Below are 20,289 nucleotides of genomic sequence, written 5' to 3'. Positions count from 1 at the left end.
GGCCCGAAGGAAGGTGATCTGTGTCCACCTCGTTCACGGAGGTCGTGTCCTCCGCGTGGCAGGCCGTGTCGACCGTCGACGAGCCCGCACCGACGATGGTCGTCGTCGGCACGGCGATCGTCGCACTCGTGCTCGTGACCGTGCGCCCGTTGTGGCTGAAGACCCGCCATGTCATCACGCAGGCACACGAGGGATCGCATGCGCTGGTCGCAGCGCTCGTGGGCCGCAAACTGTCGGGCATCCGCCTGCACAGCGACACCTCGGGCGTGATGGTGTCGTCCGGCAATCCGCGCGGTCCCGGCATGGTCGCAACGACCTTCGCGGGGTACACCGGCCCGGCCGTGCTCGGCTTCGCCGCGGCGACGCTGTTGACGCTGGACCGGCCCGCCGCGGTGCTGTGGTCGATCCTTGCCGCGCTCGCCGTCCTGTTGCTGCTCATCCGCAATCTGTACGGCTTCGTCTCCGTGGTGATCGCGGGAGCGCTCGTCGGTGCAGCCGCCTATCTCGGTGATCCGGTCGTTCGGTACACCGCGGCGTACCTGATCACATGGGTGCTGCTCCTCGGCGCGACCCGCCCGGTCCTCGAACTCGCCCGCACCCATTCGCGTGGTCGCGGCCGGGGTTCGGATGCCGATCAGTTGCGCTGGCTCACCCGGCTCCCGGCCGCGGTGTGGATCGCGCTGTTCGCGATCGTCACGGCGGGTACCGCCTTCTACGGCGTCACACGGATCGTGGTGACCCAGCTGTCCTGAACCGTCAGGGCGCCGGCGACACCTCGTCGTAGCGGGCGAGCAGGGCCCGGCGCAGGATCTTGCCGCTGGGCAGTCGCGGAACGTCGCCGAACTCCACGGTTCGCGGCACCTTGAAGTGCGTGAGGCGCTCGCGGGTGTACTCGACGAGTCCGGCCGCGAGAGCGTCGTTCGCCCGCACTCCGTCCACGGGTGTGACGACGGCGTGGACGCGCTGGCCCATCTCCTCGTCGGGCAGGCCGACGACGGCGACGTCGAGGACGGCGGGGTGCATCGTCAGCACGTCCTCGACCTCGACGGGGTAGATGTTGACGCCGCCGGACAGGATCAGATCGGTGCGCCGCGCCGAGAGGTACAGATAGCCGTCCTCGTCGACGTGCCCGAGATCGCCGAGGGTCGTCCAGCCCTTGTCGTTGTAGGCGGCGGCGGTCTTCGCCGGATCGCCGTGGTACTCGAAGTCCAGGCCGTCGCCGATCCACACCTGGCCGATCTCGCCGGGCCCGAGTTCGCGGCCGGACTCGTCACAGATGTGCACCTGCCCCAGGGTCGGACGGCCGACTGAACCGCGATGCTCGAGCCATTCCGGTGTGGTGATCATGAAGAATCCGTTGCCTTCGCTGCCCGCGTAGAACTCGAGGATCTTCGGTCCGAACCAGTCGATCATGCGTTCCTTGACCTCGACCGGACACGGCGCCGCCGCGTGGACCACGACGCGCAGACTCGACACGTCGTAGCGCGTGCGGGTCGGTTCGGGGAGCTCGAGCATCCGCACGAACATCGTCGGGACGAACTGCGCATGGGTGACGCCGTACCGCTCGATGGCGTCGAGTGTGCGTTCGGCGTCGAAGGTCTCCATCACCAGCGCCGTGCCCCCGTTGCGGACGGTTCCCATCGTCCAGCCGAGCGGTGCCGCGTGGTAGAGCGGTCCGGGGCTGAGATAGACGGAGTGCGGACCGAATCCGAAGGCGTCGCGCATCGTCGAATCGATGGGCAGGCCCGTGCCGAACGGGGCGCCGGTGAGCGCGGGCAGGATCCCCTTCGGACGTCCGGTGGTGCCCGACGAGTACAGCATGTAGTACCCCTCGAGTTCGTCGTCGACGGGTGTATCGGGCAGGGCCGCAACAGCCTCGGCGAGGATCTCGGCGCCGCTCGGCGAGCTGCCGCCGGTGGTGAATCGCGCCTCGAGGACGGGGTTGCCGTCGGCGACGACCGCTCCGAGGTGATCGAGACGTTCCGAGTGCACAAGAAGGCGCGCACCGCAGTTCTCGACCACGTAGGCGGCCTCGTCGTCGGACAGGTGCCAGTTGACGGGCGTGTAGAGCAGACCGGTGCGCTGCGCCGCCCACACCACGGGGAAGACGTCGAGGCAGTTCTCCATGAGGATCGCGATGTGGTCGCCGGCCCGCAGGCCGCGCTGCCGGAACAGGTGGGCGATGCGGTTGGAGGCGGATTCGAGTTCGCAGGAGGCCGTTCCCGTGACCGACGAAGTGTTGGCGACCGGATTCGACGCGCGTTCGGGAGTCGGATTCGACACTCGCGCGGGCGGTGGCCGGGCCATTCGCACCCCCAAGACCGCAGAGCTCGTCGCCCGCAAGCTCCGCCGCATGATCGTCGACGGCGAGCTGAAGGACGGCGATCACCTGCCCCACGAGGCCTCGCTCATGGAGCACTTCTCGGTGAGCCGGCCGACACTGCGCGAAGCGGTCCGCGTCCTCGAGGCCGAACGGCTCGTCGAGGTGCGCCGCGGTTCACGCTCGGGCGCGCGGATCTGCGTCCCGGGCCCCGAGGTGGTGGCGCGACCGGCGTCGCTGCTGCTCGAACTCGCCGGTGCCACCGTCGCGGACGTCTACGTCGCACGTGAGGCCGTCGAGCCCGCAGCGGCGCGGCTGCTCGCGGAGAACGGCAGCGAAGAGGCCTTCGACGAGCTCGAACGTCTGGTGGACGAGACGATTCCATCGTCCTTCGCCGACGGCACCTTCGGCCAGGCCGCGGCGATGTTCCATCTGCGGATGGTCCAGCTCGCCGGCAACTCGTCGCTGTCGCTCATCGCGGGCATGCTGCACGAGATCTACGAGCGGCACACCATGAACGTCACGCGTGAGAGCATGCAGCGCGACGCGGAGAAGTACGAGGACCACTACAAGGTGTTCGTCCGCTCGCAGCGCAAGCTCATCCGGTTGCTCCGTGCCCGCGACGGCGAAGGTGCCTTCGTACACTGGCAGAAGCACATGGCGGCCGCGCGCGAACTCGTCGTCGGTGGACGCGAGGACGTCGAGGTGCGCGACATCCTCGACTGACGGGATCCGTTGACGAAGTTCAGTTCTCGATCTGCACGGCGACGGCCCGCACCGGTGCGCCATCGATGCCGGCGAACGGGATCGGCAACAGCGAGACGAGCGGATCCGGGAAGTCGACCGCCTCGAGGTTGCGCAGGTTCTCGCAGATGATCGCGCCCGCGTCGGCGAGCACGTGGTGCGCTGCGAGCGTCTCGTCGCCCGTGGGATCCACGCTCGGCGCGTCGATTCCGACCGTGCGGACGCCGCGGTCGAGCAACCACCGGCAGGCGTCGACGCTCAGGGCCGGATGCTCGAAATAGCGGTCGGTGCCGAAATACCGCGACCAGCCGGTGAGGACGAGCGCGATGTCGCCGGAGCCGATCGTAGGCTCACCCCACATGTCGGCGGTGACGAGCGCACCGGCGCCGACGCGGGCGCGCACGTCGAGCACCACCCCGCGTCCCACGAAGTTCTCCGGCGGCACCGCATCGATCGCGGTGCCACCGCTGCGCACGTGTCGCGGCGCCTCGACGTGGGTGCCGGTCTGCGAACCCATGTCGATGCGCATCAGATCGAAACCGTCGGTCTCGACGGTGGCGTGCGGAGTGAACGTCGGTGCCGGATCCCCGGGATAGACCTGGATGTCCGGGGAGACGACGTGGGTCAGATCGACGATCCGCCGAACACGCATGACATCGCTCCTGTTCGGGTCAGCCGAAATCGACCTGCCGCTGCGCATTGGCGAGCGCGGTGACCACACCGGTGCCGAACGCACCGAGACGGTCGAACAGCACCGCCGTACCGACCGCGATGCCCTCGCTGCTGATGTGGTTGTCGGCCTCGATACCGACCTCCGGCCCCTCCGGCAGGCGGGACAGCGCCAGGGTGACATCGGAATTGATGTAGCCGACACCCTTGTCCGACCAGTTCGTCACGAACGACGTGCCCTCACCGACGGTCGCGGTGTTCACGAACGGCGACAGTTCCTCACCGACGATGATCGGTAGCTGCCGCGACCACAACCGCTTGCGATCGGAGTTCTGGTGCTCCGACCGCACCCGCGTCCACCCCGGGCCGTCGCTGCCGTACCAGGGCGAGTACTCGAGCGGTCCGGGCTGCGTCTCCAGGGAACCGGGAGGAGGCGTCGGGGACTCGCCACGCAACCACACCGACCCGGGCGGCGGGGCCGACTTGCGGAGGAAGGTGAGCGTCGCGCGCGCCGACACCTCTCCACCCTGCATCAGGTTCGCGTCGGCGACGCGGATGCGGTTGCCGTCGCGCACCCGGATGGTGGTGAAGGTGATCGGCTCGTTGCGGACCGGCCTGAAGAGATCGAGCGTGAACCGGGACGGGACGAAACCCTCGACGGCATGGTGGATCTCGAGCTCGCGTGCCACCAGACCGCTCACACACGGCCCGTTGAGCATCTTGTCCGACCACGGGCTGGACGCATACTTCGTGGGCAGGTAGACACCGTCGTCCTCGGTGAAGTAACCGCGGTTCTTGCGCTCGTGCATTCGGGAATTCTCCCAGCACCGGCCGCGGCGCGCTCATCGGGATGCCTCAAGATGGGATCGTGCACGTACACGAACCCGATGTTCCGGCCGCCCGTACCCGTCTGATCGTCGACGTCGACACCGGCATCGACGACGCTCTCGCCCTGCTCTATCTCGTCGCGAGCCCGGAAGCCGATATCGTCGCCGCCCTGTGCACGGCGGGGAACGTGCCGGTGGACCAGGTCACCGCCAACACGCTGTCGTGGCTCGAGGTGTGCGGCCGGCCCGATATCGAAGTGGCTGCCGGATCGCAGGTTCCGCTGGTCGCGCCGCTGATGACCACCGAGGACACGCACGGTCCGCAGGGAATCGGGTATGCGGAACTCCCCGTTGCGTCGCGGTCGCGGTCGTCGCGGTCGGCCGCGCAGGCGTGGGTCGACCTCACCCTCGAGCATCCGGGAGAGCTCACCGGGCTCGTCACCGGCCCGCTCACCAACCTCGCCCTCGCCCTGCGCATCGACCCGGAACTACCGTCGCGGTTGCGTCGCCTCGTGATCATGGGTGGGTGTTTCCACCATCCCGGTAATACGACGCCGACCTCGGAATGGAACGTCGCGGTGGATCCGGAGGCCGCCAAGGTCGTGTTCGACGCGTTCTCGATCGTCCCTCCGGACCGGCGGCCGATCGTGTGCCCGCTCGACGTCACGGAATCGATCGAGATGCATCCCGAGCATGTCGCGCGGATCGGGGACGTCGTCGGTGTGCCCCGATCCGGGGAGCTGTCCCCGGACGCTCCGCGCGGTACGCGGTCGACGGCCGATGTCCCTCTCGTCCGCCACATCTCCGACGCACTGCGGTTCTACATGGAATTCCACCGTGACCAGGGCCTGGGCTTCCTCGCGCACGTGCACGACCCGTTCGCCGCGGCGGTCGCGCTGGGCACGGTTCCCTACACCTCCCGGCCCGCGACGGTCGACGTCGAGCTCGACGGACGGCTCACCCGGGGCACGACGGTCGCCGATCTGTCCGGTATGTGGCAGAGGACGCCGAACGCGGATATCGTGGCGGGCGCCCGTCCGGCAGAGTTCTTCGATCATTTCGTCGAGCGGGTGGGATCGTACATTCGCGACTTGAACCTACCCCCGAGTAAGAACTAGCGTCGACAGCGCACAGTTCGGGGACAAGGAGATAAACGTGGCACAGAAAGTGCGCGTCCAATATTTCGACGATATCGACGGCCAACCGATCATGGACGGCCTGGCGCAGTCGTTCCGCATCACGGTCGACGACGACGAGTACGAAATCGACCTGCGGCCGGCGAACGCAGACAAGTTCCTGGCGGTACTCCGCCCGTGGCTGCACGAGAAGGCACCTGAGAAGCCCGCTTCGAGCACCCGCACCATCACGCCGAAGCAGACGGCAACAAAGGCCCGCACACGGACGACGGGGACTCACAAGGCGATTCCGCCCACCCGGTCGCCGGAGCAACTGGCCGCGATCCGGCACTGGGCCCGTAACAAGGGTTACGACGTCAGCTCGCGCGGCCGGATCCCGCGTCACATCCTCGAGCGGTTCGAAGCCGCTCATTCCTGAGCATCACCCCGCCGCCTCCCGCAGCAGGCCATGAACACCACCGACGACCGGTGCCCCCTCGTCACGCGACGAGATGGTGCCGGTCGTCGCGTCGGATGGTCACCGCAGCGACGATCACGCCCACGACCACGCCGATGACAGTGTCGGCGACCCGGTTGACGGCGAGGCCCGGACCCGCGTGCTGCCCGAGACCGGTGAGCAGCAACGCCATCGTCGTCACCCCGACCGAGGCGAGCCCGTAGTTCCGGGTCACCGTGAGTTCGGTGAGCGTCTGGAACAGCACGGCGGCCGCGACCACCGGCCAGTAGCCCAGGTCGAGCGCGAGCAGCACGGCAGCGATCATCGCGCCGCCGACATTTCCGATCAGACGCTGGATACCGCGCTGAACAGTGTTGCGGTAGTTCAGTCCTTGCAGCGCCGCCATGGCACCCATCGCAGCCCACAACGGATGGTCGAGCCCGATCAGTGCGGCGAACGACGCGGCGAGCAACGACGCCACGAAGATCCGGGCCGCTCCGATCAGCACGAGACGGTCGAGCAGACGACCGCATCCTTCGCGGACGAAGCCGGGCGGCGTGGGCAGCACCGGCCGCCCCTCGGCATCGACACGCGGAATCTCGATGTCGCGCCGCGCTTTCCGAAGTTCCTTCTCGAATCGGGAGAAATCGTCGCGACGTGCGCGGGAGGTGTCGTGCGACCCGCTGTCGAGAACCGTCTCGGCCGCGTCGAGCAGTGCGACCAGTTCGTGGACATGGGCGTCCGGACGTCGCGGGGCGTTCAGTGCGACGGTCTCGCGCGCCTTCCGGATGCTCTGTCGCGCAGCGGGAACGGCGTCCGCACCGCGGATCTCGACGGCGGAGACCGCCGCGAGGGCACGCGCGACCGCCAGACGAGCGGGCGTGTGGGGATGGGAGAGCGCGGGCAGCATCGCGATGACATATCCGAGCAGCGCACCGATGGTCGCCGCGGCGGTGACCAGGCCCGCGTCACCCCATCCGTCGGAGAAACCGGCGGCGCCCGCGGCGGCGAAGATGAGGATCACCGGGCCGGGGCCCATGAGTGAGAAGGCCGTGAACACCCAGTACGCGACGGCCGAGCCCAGCGAGAGCGCGACGATCTGCACCCACAGCGGGGCGCCCATCGCGCCGAGCGCAGCCCCGAAGGCGGTGTAACCGACGATGCCGAGGCCTACCCACGGAAGGCGCACGGCGAGACGCGGATACGGTTCGTATCGCAGGAAGGCACTGGTGAGTGCGCCGAGGGCGGCGAAGCCGGCCACCTGTCCGTAACCGAGCAGACCGCCGCCGACGAGGGCGAGCATCGTCGCGAACCCCACGCGCAGCGCCACGGCCACGGTCGGATCGCCGCGCCGCACTTCGAGGGCGTCCTTCCACGCGCTCGCCGACAGCGGATGCGCGAGCGCTCCCCGGGTGTGACGGAGCTGAGGGCGGTCGTCGAGTCGGCGGTCCAGCATCCGTCCACCATATTACTTCACTGGTAAAATATCTATGAAATTGTTTGTCCATTGCCGTTAGACTTGCCACATGCCCTCCGAGACAGCCCAGCCCGATTACGTCGATCGCGTACGTCTCGGATGGACCGCCCACTACCCCGACCTCGACCTCCGCCCGATCGACGTGATCGGCCGCATCACCCGCATCGGGTCGCTCGCGCTCACCTACTTCGATCGGGAACTCGAAGCGAGCGGTATCAGCCGCAGCGAGTTCGAGGTCCTCAGCGCGCTCGCCCGCAGCGACCACCCGTTACGCGCCAGCGAGGTCACCTCGATCACGGGGATCTCCGGTGCGTCGACGACGAAGCACACCGAGCGACTCGCCAAACTCGGTCTCGTCGAACGCAAACGACTCGAACGCGACGGCCGCGTCGTCCTCCTCACCCTCACCGACGACGGGCGCGCACTCGTCGAGAAGGAATTCCCGCGACGCCTGGCGCGCGAGCGGCAGATGCTCGACGGACTCGACGACGACGAAGTGCAGGTCCTGTCCGACCTGTTGCGCAAGGTCGTCCGCAACGTCGAGAACCACTACCCGGCCTGATCCCGGGAACAGCTCAGGGCATCTCCTGCGTCTCGGCCCGTTCGATCTCGCTCACGGCGCGGCGCAGATACGCCTCGGGAGCCGCGCGGCGCGCCGCGACGAGGTCGGCGACGACGAGCAGGCCCGCGGCCAGATACTGCTCGGGACGGATCCTCGGGCGTTCGGCGTCGGGATCGGACACACCGAGCGCACCCGTGAGCACGGCAACGACGGCCTCGGGTTCGAGCGACGGCAACCATCGCAGCCCGGAACGGACGGAGCGTTCGAGCACGGCCTGCACGTCCTCACCGGCGAGACCGTCGGGATGCAGTTCCTCGAGCAACTCCCGGACCATGCCCGCGTGCACGGCCGTGACCTGCTCGTAGGGCAGGTCGACCAGCACTGCGACCGCCTCGTCGAAGGGCTCGGCCGACTCGCTGCGGGCAGCGGCGAGCGCATCGGCGGTGGCCGTCGCGATCTCCCGCGGCGTTCTCGGCCAGTGGTCGGGCCACACAGCGATCTCCTGTCCTTCCTCCGGGCGCCCGCTCACAGGCGTTCCTGCAACGCGAGCGCGTCGTGCGGTGCATAGCCTTTCATGTCGTTGTCGAAGTACACGTAGACGTCCCTACCGTCGCCCAGCCATCCGCGGATCCGCTCGGCCCACACGTCGAGAACGTCGGGGGTGTACCCGCTCGCATACAGCTCCTTGTCGCCGTGCATCCGCACGTAGACGAAATCGCTCGTGACGTCGGTGAGGAACGGGAACTTTCCGGCCGTGTCGGCGACGACGAGCCCGATGTCGTGCGCGCGCAGCAACTCCACGGCCTCCGGGCTCGCGAGGTCGGGGTGCCGCACCTCCACGGCGTGCCGCAGCGGACGCTCGGCGTCCACCTCCACCCACACCCGATCGTCGGCGAGTTTGTCGGTGTGCCGACGGGCGAGTTCGCCGGCGGCCGTCGTCGTGCGGGGCAACCGGCCGAAGAAGTCCGCGAACCTGTCCTCCTCGAAACCGAGGGTCGGCGGGAGCTGCCACAGCACCGGACCGAGTTTCGGGCCGAGCGCGAGCACACCGGAGGCGAAGAAATTGGCGAGGGCGTCGTCGACACCCGCGAGCCGCTTCATGTGGGTGACGAACCGCCCGCCCTTGACGGCGTAGACGAAGTCGTCGGGTGCGGCGTCCCGCCACGCGAGATAACTGCTCGGACGCTGCAGCGAGTAGAACGAGCCGTTGATCTCGATCGAACCGAACCGCTGGGCCGCGTATTCGAGTTCCCGACGCTGGACGAGTCCTTCCGGATAGAAGTCTCCGCGCCAGCCCGGATAGCGCCATCCCGATATCCCGATCCTCGCCCCGGCCACGTTTCCGAGCGTAGCCTCGGCTTCGATTCGGCACGCGAAGCAGCACGACCGCGCTTATCCTCTGGGCTACAAGATCACATCACACGCCAGGAGCCGTCATGTCCACGAGCTCGGTTTCTTCCAACGATCCGTTCCGATCATTACTGAAGCAGATCTGGTGGGTGGTGCTGCTGCGCGGCATCCTCGCGGTCCTCTTCGGTGTCGTCGCACTCGTCTGGCCCGGCATCACCGTGTGGGCGCTGGTGGTCGTCTTCGCGGCCTACGCGATCATCGACGGCATCGTGCTGGTCGTGCAGTCGATCCGCGACAAACCCGAGGGCTGGGGCTGGTGGCTCGCCATGGGCGTCGTCTCCGTCCTCGCCGGTCTCGTCGCGCTGTTCTGGCCCGGCATCACCGCACTCGCACTGCTGTACGTGATCGCGTTCTACGCCATCCTGTTCGGCATCACCGGCATCGTCGGCGGCATCCGGTTCCGGAAGGTCCCCGAGTCCGGATGGGTGTGGTCGGTGCTTGCAGGCGTCGTCGCCGTCCTGTTCGGCATCGTGCTGCTGATCTTCCCCGGCGAGGGCATCCTGAGCCTGATCGTCCTGCTCGGCATCTACGCGATCCTGTTCGGCGTGCTGCTCATCATCCTGGCGTTCCAGGCACGCAGCGCGGCGAAGAAGGCCGGTGTCATCTGACCACCGGCCTTCTCCCCGATCGATCTCAGGCGTTGCGCAGACGACCCCACGCGTGCCAGCGATCGATCTCGATCCACGCGTTCACGCGCTTACCGTCGCGCGCGTGGTACGGCTTGCCCGTGTAGTGGCGAGCGATCCGGTCGATGTCCTCCAGGGACGGATCGTCGATGAGTTCGACGACCCGCCCCTGGAGGCTCACGTGCGTGATCCAGTCCTGCGGATCCATCGCCGACAGGCTCACCCGCGGGTCGTTCCGCAGGTATTCGAGGCGCTTGCGGGTGGAGTCCATGTTGACGAGGATCCGGCCGTCCTCGAAGACGTACCAGGTCGGAACGGACACCGGATGACCGTCCGGGCGCAATGAGCTGATCGTGGCGTAGTTGGGCTGGGCGAGGAATTCGGCGACGGCCTCGGGTACGGGTCGTTTCGGCACGGCACTCCCTTTCGATGCGGCGGACAGGGTCTCGATATCGAGCCTAGGCCGCGATTCCCGGCGAAACCGTCCCCGGTGACGCGGGGTGGACCGACCATGGAGGTCGGGATCCTCGAAAGGAGACGATCATGCCGCGATATCTCTGGCAGGTGAACTACACCGCGGACGGCGCACGCGGGCTGCTCACGGACGGTGGTACGTCCCGACGCGACGCCATCGTCCGGATGGTCGAAAGTGTGGGCGGGACGGTCGATTCGGTGCACTTCGCGCTCGGTGGTCACGATCTGTACGTGCTCGGCGAGGTGCCCGACGAGATCGCGGCTGCGACACTCGAACTCCGCACCATCGCATCCGGTGCCGCGCGCTCCACGCCGATCGCCCTGCTCACGCCCGAACAGGTCGACGAGGCCGCGCGCCGCGACGCGAGTTACCGGACGCCGGGGGCCGCGGACGGCTGACCGCTCGCCTCCCGCGACGCATTGCTGGGTATCGTCTGCTCATCCTGTTGCTTTCTCGAAGAAAGTGAATTCGTGATGAGTGTGCGCCCGGCCCAGCGCAGTGACCACCGCCCGGCCCGCATCCACCCGGCATGGTGGGTCGCCGCGGTGGCCTTCCTCGCGTTGTTCGGCGCCGCCGGCTTCCGGGCGGCACCCGGCGCGCTCATGGTGCCGCTGCACGACGAGTTCGGCTGGTCGACGAGCGTCATGTCGCTCGCGGTGAGCATCAACCTCGTCCTGTTCGGACTCGTCGCACCGTTCGCCGCCGCCCTGATGGACCGGTTCGGCATGCGCCGGGTGATCTCGTCGGCGCTGTTCCTCGTGGCGATCGGCGCCGCCGGCAGTATCGCCATGACCGCCTCGTGGCAGTTGCTTGTGTTCTGGGGACTGCTCATCGGTACCGGCACGGGCTCGATGGCCCTGGTCCTGGCGGCGACCATCGCCGACCGATGGTTCGTCGAGCGTCGCGGCCTGGTGATGGGCATCCTCACGGCCGGTTCCGCGACCGGCCAGCTGGTGATCCTCCCTCCCGTGGCCACGCTCGCGGAGAACGTCGGGTGGCGGCAGGCCTCCCTCGTGATCGCCGCGGCGGCGCTCGTCGTCGTCCCGCTGGTGTGGGCGGTGATCCGCGATCATCCCGACGAGCGCGGCGTCCTGCCCTACGGGGCCGACCCCGAGACCTACGTCGCGCCGGCGCGGGCGACCGGTGGTGCCGTCGGCCGAGCTCTCGAAGGGCTGGTCTTCGCGGTGCGTCACCGGGCGTTCTGGGCCCTCGCGATCGCCTTCGCCATCTGCGGAGCCACCACCAACGGACTCGTCGGCATCCACTTCATCCCGTCGGCCCACGACCACGGCATGCCCACGACCACCGCGGCGAGCCTCATGGCCGCCGTGGGGATCTTCGACATCGTCGGCACCATCGCCTCCGGATGGTTGACCGACAAGTTCGACCCCCGCAAGCTGCTGGCCTTCTACTACACCTTCCGCGGCGTAGGTCTGCTCCTGCTGCCCTGGTTGCTGCAGGAGTCCGTGCACCCCAGCATGATCCTGTTCGTCGTGGTCTACGGCCTGGACTGGGTCGCCACCGTGCCGCCGACTGCGATGCTGTGCCGCCGGATCTTCGGCGACCGCGGAACCATCGTGTTCGGCTGGGTGTTCGCCTCCCACCAGATCGGTGCCGCGGCGGCCGCTTTCGGAGCCGGGGTCATCCGCGACAACCTCGGCACCTACACCTACGCGTGGTGGGCCGGAGCGTCCCTGTGCGCGGTCGCCGCGTCGCTGTCGATTCTCACCAGGGGCCGCGTCGCCACGACCGCACCGATGGGCCGCAACTGAGCGATGCGACCGCGTGTGGATCGTGACGACGCAGGGGCACTATCCGGTTCGGAAGTCGCGCTCGCTACCGGCCCACTCGCGGGCCCACTCGCGCAGTTCCACGGCGCGGATCTTCGAGCCGTTGCCCCCGACCGTGGTGGGCATCCGTTCGATGACATGGATCGCCGTGGGCACCTTGAAGGCGGCGAGGGTCTCGCGGCACCAGGCCCGAAGGGCCTCCGAGGTCGTGTCCGCGGGTGCGCCGTCGGTGGGGACGACGAAACCGATCGCCTCGGTGTAGCCGCCGTCGCCGGTGATGCCGACGACCTTGGCCGTGGCCACGCCGGGATGCTCCGCCAGACGCGTCTCGATCTCGGCGGGGTCGACGAGGAAGCCGCGCAGGCGCAGGACGTCGCCCATCCGGCAGACGTAACGGAAACCCCCGTCGCCGAGGTCGACGGCGAGGTCGCCGCTGCGGAACCAACCGTCGGCCGTGAACGCGCGCGCGGCGGCGTCGGGGTTGCCGAGATAGGCGTCGACGACGTTCGGGCCGCGGAACTGCAGTTCGCCCTGTTCGCCGGCCGGGAGGACCCGATCGTCGTAGGGATCGGCGACCCGCAGTTCGATTGCCGTGTCGACCGCGCGTCCGCCACCGTTCCAACGCACCGATTCCGGATCGTCGGCGTTCCACAGCATCGCGAGGGCGAACACCTCCGACGAACCGAACACACCGGAGGTATGGGTACCGAATTCGTCTCGCAGCCATCGGGCGATCTCGTGGGACCGGCCGAGGAAGTCGGCAATGCCGACCCAGCGCAATGACGACAGATCGACGCGTTCGCCGTCGTGCCAGGCGTCGTAGAGACGGCCGAACAGGTCGTCGGCGCCCACCGCGTGCGTGACCCCGACCTCCCGCATCCGGCGCAGGACCGCATCCGGATCGAAGACCGTCTCCATGAGCAGCGCTCCCCCACCGGCGAGCGCCGCCATCGCGGTACTGAAACCGAAGACACCCGAGACCGGGAGCACGCACAGCGCCACGTCGCCCTCGACGACCTTCATGATCACGGCGTCGGCTCGTCCGTGACGGACGACCGCATTACCGCGGTGCGCGGCCAACTTGGGCACACCGGTGGAACCGGACGTCGTGAACGCCACCGCGATCCGGTCCTCGGGATCGTCGTCGATCCCGGCCGGGGTGAGCGTCGCGGTGTCGGGTGTCTCGGGAGCGCTTGCGCCACGCGTGTCGCCGCTACCGGCCGTCCATGCGCCGCCGCCGAGATCGAAGTCGGCCGGGGACGCCGAGGCGTTCGCCGGTCCGGGTACCACCGCGACCACCGGGGTGGCCACGTCGGGGACGGACGCCGCGGCCTCGGTGAGCCGACCGAACAGGTCGAGTCCGTGGAAAGCGGCCGGCACGGCCACGACGGCAGGTCGCGCGGCGGTGAGGATGTGCGCGACCTCGCGGGTGTTGTAGCGGGTGTTGACACCGATGACGTGGGCTCCGAGCGCGGAGGCCGCGAACTGCCACACGAGTGCGTCGGACCAGTTCGGCAACATCACCGCGATGCACTGGCCCGCGCGCAGGCCGATGCCGTCGAGTTCGCTGCGCACGGCCTCGACCCGATCGCGGAACTCTCCGCGGCTGCGGGCCACCGCCACGTCGTCGACGATGTCGTAGGCGATCGGGGCATCCGGATTCGCGGCGACGAGGCCGTCGAGCAGTGCGGGCAGGGTGTCGGTGCGGGTGGTGGTCACAGCGCTGCCTCCTCGGGAACAGCGACCCGGCGCAGCTCACCGATCCAGGTGTCGGCGAGCGCGGCGAAGTCGTCGATCTCCTCCATCGGATAGTGCCCGATACCGGCCAGTGCCGTGAAGCGGGCGCGTCCGGGAAGTGCGTCGTTGATGGTGTCCGCTGCCCGGGCCACGGCGTCGGGGTCGATCCACGGGTCGTCGACGCCGGCGACGAGGTGGATCGGTGCGGTCACCCGGTCGAGGCGGTCGCGCACGTCGTGGGTTCCCCAGCCGATGAGGTCGGACGACGAGATCTCCGGATCCTCCCGCTTGTGCATGAGCGCGATCGTGTGCGCCTTCGCTTCCGGAACCGAACGTCCCACGGATGCAAGAGTTCCCAGATAGGTGCGCTCGGAGCGCGACGGTCCGGCGACGTCCTCGAGTTCGCGGCGCAGACCGGTGACGTTGACGCGGCCCGGGCCGGGCTCGGCTTCCATCGCCACGGCCCCGGACAGCGGACGGTCCGGGCGGGTCGCGAGTTCGAGCGTGAGCTTGCCCCCGATCGAGCAGCCCATGACGAACGGCCGGTCGATCCCGAGCGCGTCGAGCACCTCGCACAACCAGTCGCCGTAGGTGATCAGGCTCGTGACGGGGCCGCCGGGTGCCGGTTCGGAACGTCCGTGGCCGGGCAGGTCGGGGACGACCACCCGGTAGCCGCGGTCGGCGAGCTCCCGGGCCGCGTGGCGCCACTGCACGCCGCTCTGGCCCGCAGTGTGGATACACAGGACGGTGGGCAGGTCGGTCGCGTCGAGCGCGTTGCCGGATCGTGCGTCGGGAGTGACGATCTCGACGAAGCCGAGCGCTCCGCCGATCTCCAGGTAGCGGGCCTCGATCATGAGCGGGCCTTTCGGGCGAGGGCACGGGCGTGCCCGATGATCGTGTTGAGCGGCTTGGTCAGGCGTAGGTACTCGTATCCGTCTCCGGTGGAGGAGAATTCGCCGCGGATGGCGCGGCGCATGAAGTCGTTCTCCTCGGACAGGACGAGATCGACCCAGGCGTGGTCGGACGCGACGAAGGTGAACGTCGCGCCGTGCGGGGTACGCCGGGTGACGTCGACGATGCGCCCCTTGTAGATGCGCAGGTGCAGTTCGGTCTCGCCGCTGCGCAATCCGATGGTGCCGTCCCAGGTGGACAGCGACGAAGTGAAGTCCCGGTCTTCCGAGAGGCTCTCGGCGAGCAGCACGCCCCAGGCCGGTGTGCAGAAGTCCAGTTCGACAACCGTCGGCTGTTCGTCGTCGAAGGTCCATGTCTCGGCGCCGGATTCGCGCACCGTGCCGGCCTGGTCCACGAGCCGGACGTAGCGGCGCGCGGTCCGTCCGAACACGCGGGTGATCACGGTGTCCGTCGACACGACGTCCGAGGCGGAGACGGGATCGTGTGCGTTCCAGTCGAATCCGGAGGGGACGCCACCGGGAACGGGCGGAACGAGCGAGGCGACGGCCAGGGCACCGAGGACGGGTGAGTTCGGCGGCGCCACCGCACCGGAGGCGGTCAGGACATCGGCCACGGTGCGGGGTTCCGAGGCGGTGCGGTCCCCGACGGTGAGCGGGCGGGTGACGGTGTGTGCGCTCATGCCTGTTCGGGCCTTCCCAGGAGTTCGTCGGAGATGATGCGCATCTGGATCTCGCTGGTGCCCTCGAAGATCTTCGTCAGACGCGCGTCGCGCCAATGGCGTTCGACCTGGAAGTCGGTGGTGTAACCGGCGCCGCCATGGATCTGCACGGCCTCGCTGGTGACCTGCTCGGCCATCTCGGTGGCGACGAGCTTGCACATCGACGCCTCGAGCGAGCACCGCCGGCCGGTGTCGATGTCGGTCGCGACCGAGTACATCAACTGGCGTGCGGCCTCGATGTCGGCGGCCATCTTCGCGATCTTGAACCTCAGATGCTGGAAATCACCGATGGGACGACCGAACTGGCGGCGGGTGTGCACGTACTCGATCGAGTCTTCGAGCGCGGCGCGGGCGAGACCGATGGCGCGGGCGGCGGTGTGGGCGCGGCCCACCTCGAGACCGGAGACGGCGAGATAGAAGCCCTTGCCCTCCTCGCCGAGCATCTTGTCGGCCGGGATGCGGAAGTTGTCGAACGACAGCTCCCAGGTGCTCCATCCGAAGTAGCCGATCTTGCGGACCTTGGTGCCCGAGATGCCCTCGGGGAACACGCCGCGTTCCTTCTCGACGAGGAAGGCGCTGATGCCGCGGTGCGGCTTGGCCGGGTCCTTGTTCGGATCGGTGCGGGCGAAGAGCACGAGGTAGTCGGCTTCGTCGGCGTAGGTGCACCACATCTTGGTGCCGTTGACGACCCATTCGTCGCCGTCGCGCACGGCGCGGCACGAGATGTTCGCGACGTCGGATCCGGCCTCGGCCTCCGACAGGGCGTACGCGCCGAGGTATTCACCGCGTGCGACCTTGGGCAGCAGTGCCGCCTCCTGTTCGGGGGTGAAACCGCCGCCCATGCCGTTGCCGCGGGCGAGCAGACCCGACACGCTCATCCATGCCCGCGACAGCTCCTCGGCCACGAGGCAGTACTCGAAGACGCCGAGCCCGAGGCCGCCGTGTTCCTCGGGGATCATGATCCCGAAGAAGCCGATCTCGGCCATCTCCTTCTTGAGGGAGTCGGGGATGGTGCCCTGGACCGGGTCGAGTTCGTTGGCGACGGGCAGCACCTTCGTCATCGCGAAGTCGCGGGCGAGGTCGCGGATCGCGAGGCGTTCCTCGGTGAGATAGCGCGGGGAATCGGTGCGCGGCTGCGAGGGGCGGTGGGTCATGGGAGGTGCACTCCTTCGATGGACCGGAGTAGGTCATTAACGCTTGTTCACCCAGTACAGCACGGCACCCATGACCCGTCAACGGTTCAGCGCGAATATCCGACCAGATTGAGCGCGTATCCAGCGAAATCGTCGGCGACCTCCTGTGCCGAGAGGGGGCCGCTCTCCCGGAACCAGAGGGGGATGCCGGCGCACATCGTCAGCACCGCGGTGACCCCTTGATGCACTCGTTCGATCGTGAAAAGTCCCTGCTCCACACCGTCTTCCGCGATATCGACGAAGAGTTGTTCCTGCGCGTCGCGTGAGCCCACCACGCGCTTGCGGTCGAGCGGGCCGAGATACCGCAGTTCCGAATTCGCCACCAGGCAGGCCCGCGGATTCCGCGCGGTGTACAGCGCGTGGGCCGCGACCGCCGCGCGCCACCGCTCGGCCGGATCGTCACCGACCTTGCGCAGGGCGTTGCGGGTCGCCGTGAACTGCTCGTCACTCGCGCGGCGGAGAATTTCCACGAGCAGTTCCGACTTGTTCTCGAAGTGGTTGTAGACGTTGGCAGCGCTGCAACCTGCGGCGTTGGCGATATTGCGCATCGTCGCCCCGTGGAATCCGCACTCGTAGAACTCGTCGAGCGCGGTCTCGAGAATCCGTTCCCGAATGGACGAGGACGCACCGTTCGACCGGCTGTTCATCCCTGCACAGTAGGCACACATCGCGCCGACCAGCAAGAACCTTCCCGTTGACGGGCATGCCCACGCTTGTTATGGTCCAGCTCACATGAACGGACGTTAATAAAACGCACAACGGAGGATCTGCTGTGTCCAGTCCCCATCCCGAACCGTCCCTGCTCGACCGCATCACCTACCTCGAAGACCTCGAGGCGATCCGGAAGCTCGATGCGCAGTACTGCCGCCACCTCGACGACGGCAACTGGGACGCGCTCATGGAGCTGTTCACCGACGACGGCGAGTTCGACGGCCTGTCCCACCCGCAAGGAAAGGAGGAGATGCGCACCTTCTTCGCGGGACTCGCCGACGGCGGCCTGACCTCCTTCTGGCACTTCATCACGAACCTCGAGATCGACCTCGACGGTGACCGCGCCACCGTGCGCTCGTTCCTGTGGCAGCCGTGCGTCACCGACGGCACCCCCGCGATCGCGGCCGGTCGCTACAACGACGAGGTCGTCAAGGTCGACGGCCGCTGGCTCTACAAGGTCAAGCAGGTGCGTTTCCACTTCTTCGGACCGCTCGAGGCCGGGTGGGACGAGAACCTCTTCGCGCTCGACAGCGCCCGCGGCGCGGCGGTGCGGGCATGACCGACACCGTGAACGGCGTCCCCACCTCGTCCCCGGAGGACGAGCTCGTCTGGACGCGGATGCTCCGTCTTCCCGAGATCGCCGAGTTGCGTCGCCGACGCGCCCGCGTGACCAACACGCTCGGTGGCATCACCGTCGTGCTGTTCACGTCCTTCCTCGTCGCCTTCATCGGGTTCCCCGACCAACTCGGCGCCACCGTCGTCCTCGGCATCCCGCTGTCGCTGTGGGTGGTGTTCTCCCAGTTCGCCGGAACCTGGGTGCTGGTCTGGGCGTACTTCCGTCTCTCCCGCACCTACATCGGCCCCGCCGTCGACGACGCCGTGGTGGCCGTCGAACGGAACCGTCCCGCATCCGAGGAGGTCGCATCATGACCGGTGACGCCGATTATCTCGCCATCGCGATCTGCAGCGCCGTCATCTCGCTGACCCTGTGGGTGACCTTCGCTGCATCCCGGCGTGCGAAGAGCGCCGACGGATTCTTCGCCGCGGGTCGCTCGATCTCCAGCTGGCAGAACGGATTCGCCATCGCGGGCGAATTCATCTCCGCCGGCAGCTTCCTCGGCACCACCGGCCTGATCTTCTCCAAGGGTGTCGACGGAACCGTCATCCTGTTCACGTCCGTCATCTCGTTCCTGCCGGTGCTGTTCCTCCTCGCGGAGAAGATGCGCAATCTCGGCAAGTACACCCTCGCCGACGTCCTCGTCTTCCGGACCGACTCGCGGAACGTGCGGGTCGCGGTCGCGCTGAGCACGATCGCCACCGGCACCTTCGTGCTGCTCGCCCAGCTCGTCGCCGCGGGTGTGCTCCTCGAATCCGTCTCGGGCATCCCGTTCTGGCTGTCGGTGGTGGTCGCCGGATCGCTCATGGGCATCTACGTCTTCGTGGGCGGCATGCTCGCCACCACCTGGGTGCAGGTCATCAAGTCGACGATCCTGTCGGTGCTCGCGATCATCGTGTGCTTCGGCATCCTGGCGCAGTTCGGGTTCGCATTCCCGAAGGTCCTCGACGCCGCAACCGACAACGCCGTCGCGGGCGACGCGATCCTGTCCCCCGGCCTGATCTTCGGCCAGACCAGCGCGATCAACCTCGTCTCCTACGCGCTCGCGTTCGCCCTGGGCACCGCCGGGATGGCGCACATCCTCATCCGGTTCTTCACCGTCCCCGAGGCCACGACCGCACGGCGTTCGCTCGGCTGGACCGTCGCGCTGTGCAGCCTGTTCTATCTGATCGTCATCGTGATGGGCTTCGGCGCCGCGGCCGTGCTCGGACCGAACGGCACCGATCTCGTCGGGCCCGGCGGCAACCTCGCAGCACCCGTGCTCGTCACCGAACTCGGTGGCGGAGCCGGCACGGTCGGTGGGTCCATCGCGCTCGCACTCGTCGCCGCGGTCGCCTTCGCGTCCATCGTCGCGGTGGTCGCCGGTGTCGTGATCTCCGCGGCCGGCACCTTCGCCCGCGACGTGTGGCCGGCGGTCACGCGGAAGGAACCGATCGAGAATCTCGACGCGGACGAGCAGGCCCGGGAGGACCAGGCCCAGGCCCGCATCGCCCGGTACGGGGCCGTGTCCTTCAGCGTCCTCGCCATCGGCCTGGCCATGCTCATCGGCGACGACACCAACATCACCTTCTTCATGGGCATGGCGTTCATGGTGGCCGGCAGTGCACATCTGCCCGCTCTCGTGCTGAGTCTGAACTGGCGGCGCTTCAACGCCACCGGCGCGGTCTGGGGTGTGCTCACCGGTCTCGTCTCGACGGTCGTGAGCCTGATGTTCACCGAGGCCCTGTGGATGGGCAGCGGCCCCGCTCCCCTGACCATCCAGCTCCCGGTGATCGTCACCATGCCGCTCGGCATTGCAGCGTGCGTGATCGGATCGATCGTCGGCGAGAAGCGTCGGGGACGAGGCCGCCTCGAGGACGAGAAGTTCGCGGAGATGCTGGTGCGCGCGGAGACCGGCATCGGCGCGGAGGTCGCCGCCACGCACTGATCC

Annotated in this window: 23 protein-coding genes; 11 read left to right on the top strand and 12 right to left on the bottom strand. The window is 68.2% G+C overall.

The window, feature by feature from the left end; translation table 11 throughout:
• Nucleotides 1-20 precede the first annotated feature (20 nt).
• Complete coding sequence (locus ACLBYD_RS02510) at nucleotides 21-752, top strand: M50 family metallopeptidase (RefSeq protein ID WP_016691737.1); 732 nt, start codon at nucleotides 21-23, stop codon at nucleotides 750-752.
• A 4-nt stretch (nucleotides 753-756) separates the two neighbouring features.
• On the opposite strand, the gene ACLBYD_RS02505 is transcribed toward ACLBYD_RS02510, so the two are convergent.
• On the bottom strand, nucleotides 757-2,307 hold the full coding sequence (locus tag ACLBYD_RS02505) for an AMP-binding protein (RefSeq protein WP_447815265.1): 1,551 nt from the start codon (nucleotides 2,305-2,307) through the stop codon (nucleotides 757-759).
• Between ACLBYD_RS02505 and ACLBYD_RS02500 the strand changes: the two genes are divergently transcribed.
• The gene (locus tag ACLBYD_RS02500) at nucleotides 2,225-3,046 is read left to right on the top strand and encodes a FadR/GntR family transcriptional regulator (RefSeq protein ID WP_447815264.1); all 822 of its coding nucleotides are present in this window, start codon (nucleotides 2,225-2,227) and stop codon (nucleotides 3,044-3,046) included. The two genes, ACLBYD_RS02505 and ACLBYD_RS02500, sit on opposite strands and share 83 nt — an antisense overlap.
• 19 nt (nucleotides 3,047-3,065) lie before the next feature.
• Here ACLBYD_RS02500 and ACLBYD_RS02495 read toward each other — a convergent pair whose 3' ends face one another.
• Together ACLBYD_RS02495 and ACLBYD_RS02490 are read right to left on the bottom strand one after the other, a co-directional pair.
• On the bottom strand, nucleotides 3,066-3,716 hold the full coding sequence (locus ACLBYD_RS02495; protein ID WP_447815263.1) for a cyclase family protein: 651 nt from the start codon (nucleotides 3,714-3,716) through the stop codon (nucleotides 3,066-3,068).
• 19 nt (nucleotides 3,717-3,735) lie between these two features.
• Entirely contained in the window at nucleotides 3,736-4,542 is an 807-nt protein-coding gene (locus tag ACLBYD_RS02490; protein ID WP_447815262.1) for an acyl-CoA thioesterase domain-containing protein, read from the bottom strand.
• Nucleotides 4,543-4,583: 41 nt separating this feature from the next.
• Here ACLBYD_RS02490 and ACLBYD_RS02485 point away from each other — a divergent pair, with 41 nt between their 5' ends.
• Both ACLBYD_RS02485 and ACLBYD_RS02480 read left to right on the top strand, forming a co-directional pair.
• Nucleotides 4,584-5,678, top strand: a complete 1,095-nt coding sequence (locus ACLBYD_RS02485) for a nucleoside hydrolase (RefSeq protein ID WP_447815261.1) — start codon at nucleotides 4,584-4,586, stop codon at nucleotides 5,676-5,678.
• Between the two features lie 37 nt (nucleotides 5,679-5,715).
• Nucleotides 5,716-6,114 carry a histone-like nucleoid-structuring protein Lsr2 gene (locus ACLBYD_RS02480; protein ID WP_447815260.1) on the top strand — a complete coding sequence of 133 codons (399 nt, stop codon included), beginning with the start codon at nucleotides 5,716-5,718 and terminating at the stop codon, nucleotides 6,112-6,114.
• 61 nt (nucleotides 6,115-6,175) lie between these two features.
• Here ACLBYD_RS02480 and ACLBYD_RS02475 read toward each other — a convergent pair whose 3' ends face one another.
• A complete protein-coding gene (locus tag ACLBYD_RS02475; RefSeq protein ID WP_447815258.1) occupies nucleotides 6,176-7,588 on the bottom strand; it encodes an FUSC family protein in 1,413 nt (470 codons plus the stop codon).
• 70 nt (nucleotides 7,589-7,658) lie between these two features.
• On the opposite strand from ACLBYD_RS02475, the gene ACLBYD_RS02470 reads away from it, so the two are divergent.
• Entirely contained in the window at nucleotides 7,659-8,171 is a 513-nt protein-coding gene (locus ACLBYD_RS02470; RefSeq protein WP_447815257.1) for a MarR family winged helix-turn-helix transcriptional regulator, read from the top strand.
• Nucleotides 8,172-8,184: 13 nt separating this feature from the next.
• Here ACLBYD_RS02470 and ACLBYD_RS02465 read toward each other — a convergent pair whose 3' ends face one another.
• Nucleotides 8,185-8,700, bottom strand: a complete 516-nt coding sequence (locus tag ACLBYD_RS02465; protein ID WP_447815256.1) for a hypothetical protein — start codon at nucleotides 8,698-8,700, stop codon at nucleotides 8,185-8,187.
• Nucleotides 8,697-9,509, bottom strand: a complete 813-nt coding sequence (locus ACLBYD_RS02460; RefSeq protein WP_447815255.1) for a DUF72 domain-containing protein — start codon at nucleotides 9,507-9,509, stop codon at nucleotides 8,697-8,699. Before ACLBYD_RS02460 ends, ACLBYD_RS02465 begins: the two co-directional genes overlap by 4 nt.
• Before the next feature lie 98 nt (nucleotides 9,510-9,607).
• Here ACLBYD_RS02460 and ACLBYD_RS02455 point away from each other — a divergent pair, with 98 nt between their 5' ends.
• A complete protein-coding gene (locus tag ACLBYD_RS02455; RefSeq protein WP_060652608.1) occupies nucleotides 9,608-10,189 on the top strand; it encodes an HdeD family acid-resistance protein in 582 nt (193 codons plus the stop codon).
• A 25-nt stretch (nucleotides 10,190-10,214) separates the two neighbouring features.
• Here ACLBYD_RS02455 and ACLBYD_RS02450 read toward each other — a convergent pair whose 3' ends face one another.
• Complete coding sequence (locus ACLBYD_RS02450; protein WP_447815254.1) at nucleotides 10,215-10,622, bottom strand: TIGR03618 family F420-dependent PPOX class oxidoreductase; 408 nt, start codon at nucleotides 10,620-10,622, stop codon at nucleotides 10,215-10,217.
• A gap of 128 nt (nucleotides 10,623-10,750) precedes the next feature.
• On the opposite strand from ACLBYD_RS02450, the gene ACLBYD_RS02445 reads away from it, so the two are divergent.
• Nucleotides 10,751-11,080, top strand: a complete 330-nt coding sequence (locus ACLBYD_RS02445; RefSeq protein ID WP_447815253.1) for a GYD domain-containing protein — start codon at nucleotides 10,751-10,753, stop codon at nucleotides 11,078-11,080.
• 75 nt (nucleotides 11,081-11,155) lie between these two features.
• Complete coding sequence (locus tag ACLBYD_RS02440; RefSeq protein WP_447815251.1) at nucleotides 11,156-12,454, top strand: MFS transporter; 1,299 nt, start codon at nucleotides 11,156-11,158, stop codon at nucleotides 12,452-12,454.
• Nucleotides 12,455-12,493: 39 nt separating this feature from the next.
• On the opposite strand, the gene ACLBYD_RS02435 is transcribed toward ACLBYD_RS02440, so the two are convergent.
• The 5 genes from ACLBYD_RS02435 to ACLBYD_RS02415 all read right to left on the bottom strand — a co-directional run bounded on the left by ACLBYD_RS02435 (nucleotide 12,494) and on the right by ACLBYD_RS02415 (nucleotide 17,679).
• Nucleotides 12,494-14,191 carry an AMP-binding protein gene (locus tag ACLBYD_RS02435; RefSeq protein WP_447815250.1) on the bottom strand — a complete coding sequence of 566 codons (1,698 nt, stop codon included), beginning with the start codon at nucleotides 14,189-14,191 and terminating at the stop codon, nucleotides 12,494-12,496.
• Nucleotides 14,188-15,063, bottom strand: a complete 876-nt coding sequence (locus ACLBYD_RS02430; protein ID WP_447815249.1) for an alpha/beta fold hydrolase — start codon at nucleotides 15,061-15,063, stop codon at nucleotides 14,188-14,190. The genes ACLBYD_RS02435 and ACLBYD_RS02430 overlap by 4 nt, the downstream gene beginning before the upstream one ends.
• Nucleotides 15,060-15,800: a hypothetical protein gene (locus tag ACLBYD_RS02425; protein ID WP_447815248.1), complete on the bottom strand. Its 741-nt coding sequence runs from the start codon at nucleotides 15,798-15,800 to the stop codon at nucleotides 15,060-15,062. The genes ACLBYD_RS02430 and ACLBYD_RS02425 overlap by 4 nt, the downstream gene beginning before the upstream one ends.
• Entirely contained in the window at nucleotides 15,797-16,993 is a 1,197-nt protein-coding gene (locus tag ACLBYD_RS02420; RefSeq protein WP_059382647.1) for an acyl-CoA dehydrogenase family protein, read from the bottom strand. Before ACLBYD_RS02420 ends, ACLBYD_RS02425 begins: the two co-directional genes overlap by 4 nt.
• Before the next feature lie 86 nt (nucleotides 16,994-17,079).
• Nucleotides 17,080-17,679: a TetR family transcriptional regulator gene (locus tag ACLBYD_RS02415; RefSeq protein ID WP_033097487.1), complete on the bottom strand. Its 600-nt coding sequence runs from the start codon at nucleotides 17,677-17,679 to the stop codon at nucleotides 17,080-17,082.
• Between the two features lie 125 nt (nucleotides 17,680-17,804).
• On the opposite strand from ACLBYD_RS02415, the gene ACLBYD_RS02410 reads away from it, so the two are divergent.
• From ACLBYD_RS02410 to ACLBYD_RS02400, 3 genes are read left to right on the top strand one after another with little or no spacing between them, the layout of a single operon-like run.
• Entirely contained in the window at nucleotides 17,805-18,302 is a 498-nt protein-coding gene (locus ACLBYD_RS02410; RefSeq protein WP_447815247.1) for a nuclear transport factor 2 family protein, read from the top strand.
• Nucleotides 18,299-18,673 (top strand): DUF485 domain-containing protein, encoded by a 375-nt coding sequence (locus ACLBYD_RS02405; protein ID WP_006553118.1) that lies wholly within the window; start codon nucleotides 18,299-18,301, stop codon nucleotides 18,671-18,673. The genes ACLBYD_RS02410 and ACLBYD_RS02405 overlap by 4 nt, the downstream gene beginning before the upstream one ends.
• Nucleotides 18,670-20,286, top strand: coding sequence for a solute symporter family protein (locus ACLBYD_RS02400; RefSeq protein ID WP_016692584.1), 1,617 nt, complete (start codon nucleotides 18,670-18,672; stop codon nucleotides 20,284-20,286). Before ACLBYD_RS02405 ends, ACLBYD_RS02400 begins: the two co-directional genes overlap by 4 nt.
• The last annotated feature ends 3 nt before the right edge of the window (nucleotides 20,287-20,289 follow it).

It is taken from the genome of Rhodococcus sp. C26F, assembly GCF_053345925.1.
Note: the sequence above shows the minus strand (reverse complement) of the source record. Positions and strands in the feature narration are given on the sequence as shown.

Coding starts and splice junctions, on each gene's coding strand:
- ACLBYD_RS02505 (WP_447815265.1), bottom strand. CDS start 2,307: ATGGCCCGGCCACCGCCCGCGCGAGTGTCGAATCCGACTCCCGAACGC.
- ACLBYD_RS02495 (WP_447815263.1), bottom strand. CDS start 3,716: ATGCGTGTTCGGCGGATCGTCGATCTGACCCACGTCGTCTCCCCGGAC.
- ACLBYD_RS02490 (WP_447815262.1), bottom strand. CDS start 4,542: ATGCACGAGCGCAAGAACCGCGGTTACTTCACCGAGGACGACGGTGTC.
- ACLBYD_RS02485 (WP_447815261.1), top strand. CDS start 4,584: ATGCCTCAAGATGGGATCGTGCACGTACACGAACCCGATGTTCCGGCC.
- ACLBYD_RS02475 (WP_447815258.1), bottom strand. CDS start 7,588: ATGCTGGACCGCCGACTCGACGACCGCCCTCAGCTCCGTCACACCCGG.
- ACLBYD_RS02470 (WP_447815257.1), top strand. CDS start 7,659: ATGCCCTCCGAGACAGCCCAGCCCGATTACGTCGATCGCGTACGTCTC.
- ACLBYD_RS02455 (WP_060652608.1), top strand. CDS start 9,608: ATGTCCACGAGCTCGGTTTCTTCCAACGATCCGTTCCGATCATTACTG.
- ACLBYD_RS02445 (WP_447815253.1), top strand. CDS start 10,751: ATGCCGCGATATCTCTGGCAGGTGAACTACACCGCGGACGGCGCACGC.
- ACLBYD_RS02440 (WP_447815251.1), top strand. CDS start 11,156: ATGAGTGTGCGCCCGGCCCAGCGCAGTGACCACCGCCCGGCCCGCATC.
- ACLBYD_RS02430 (WP_447815249.1), bottom strand. CDS start 15,063: ATGATCGAGGCCCGCTACCTGGAGATCGGCGGAGCGCTCGGCTTCGTC.
- ACLBYD_RS02425 (WP_447815248.1), bottom strand. CDS start 15,800: ATGAGCGCACACACCGTCACCCGCCCGCTCACCGTCGGGGACCGCACC.
- ACLBYD_RS02420 (WP_059382647.1), bottom strand. CDS start 16,993: ATGACCCACCGCCCCTCGCAGCCGCGCACCGATTCCCCGCGCTATCTC.
- ACLBYD_RS02415 (WP_033097487.1), bottom strand. CDS start 17,679: ATGAACAGCCGGTCGAACGGTGCGTCCTCGTCCATTCGGGAACGGATT.
- ACLBYD_RS02405 (WP_006553118.1), top strand. CDS start 18,299: ATGACCGACACCGTGAACGGCGTCCCCACCTCGTCCCCGGAGGACGAG.
- ACLBYD_RS02400 (WP_016692584.1), top strand. CDS start 18,670: ATGACCGGTGACGCCGATTATCTCGCCATCGCGATCTGCAGCGCCGTC.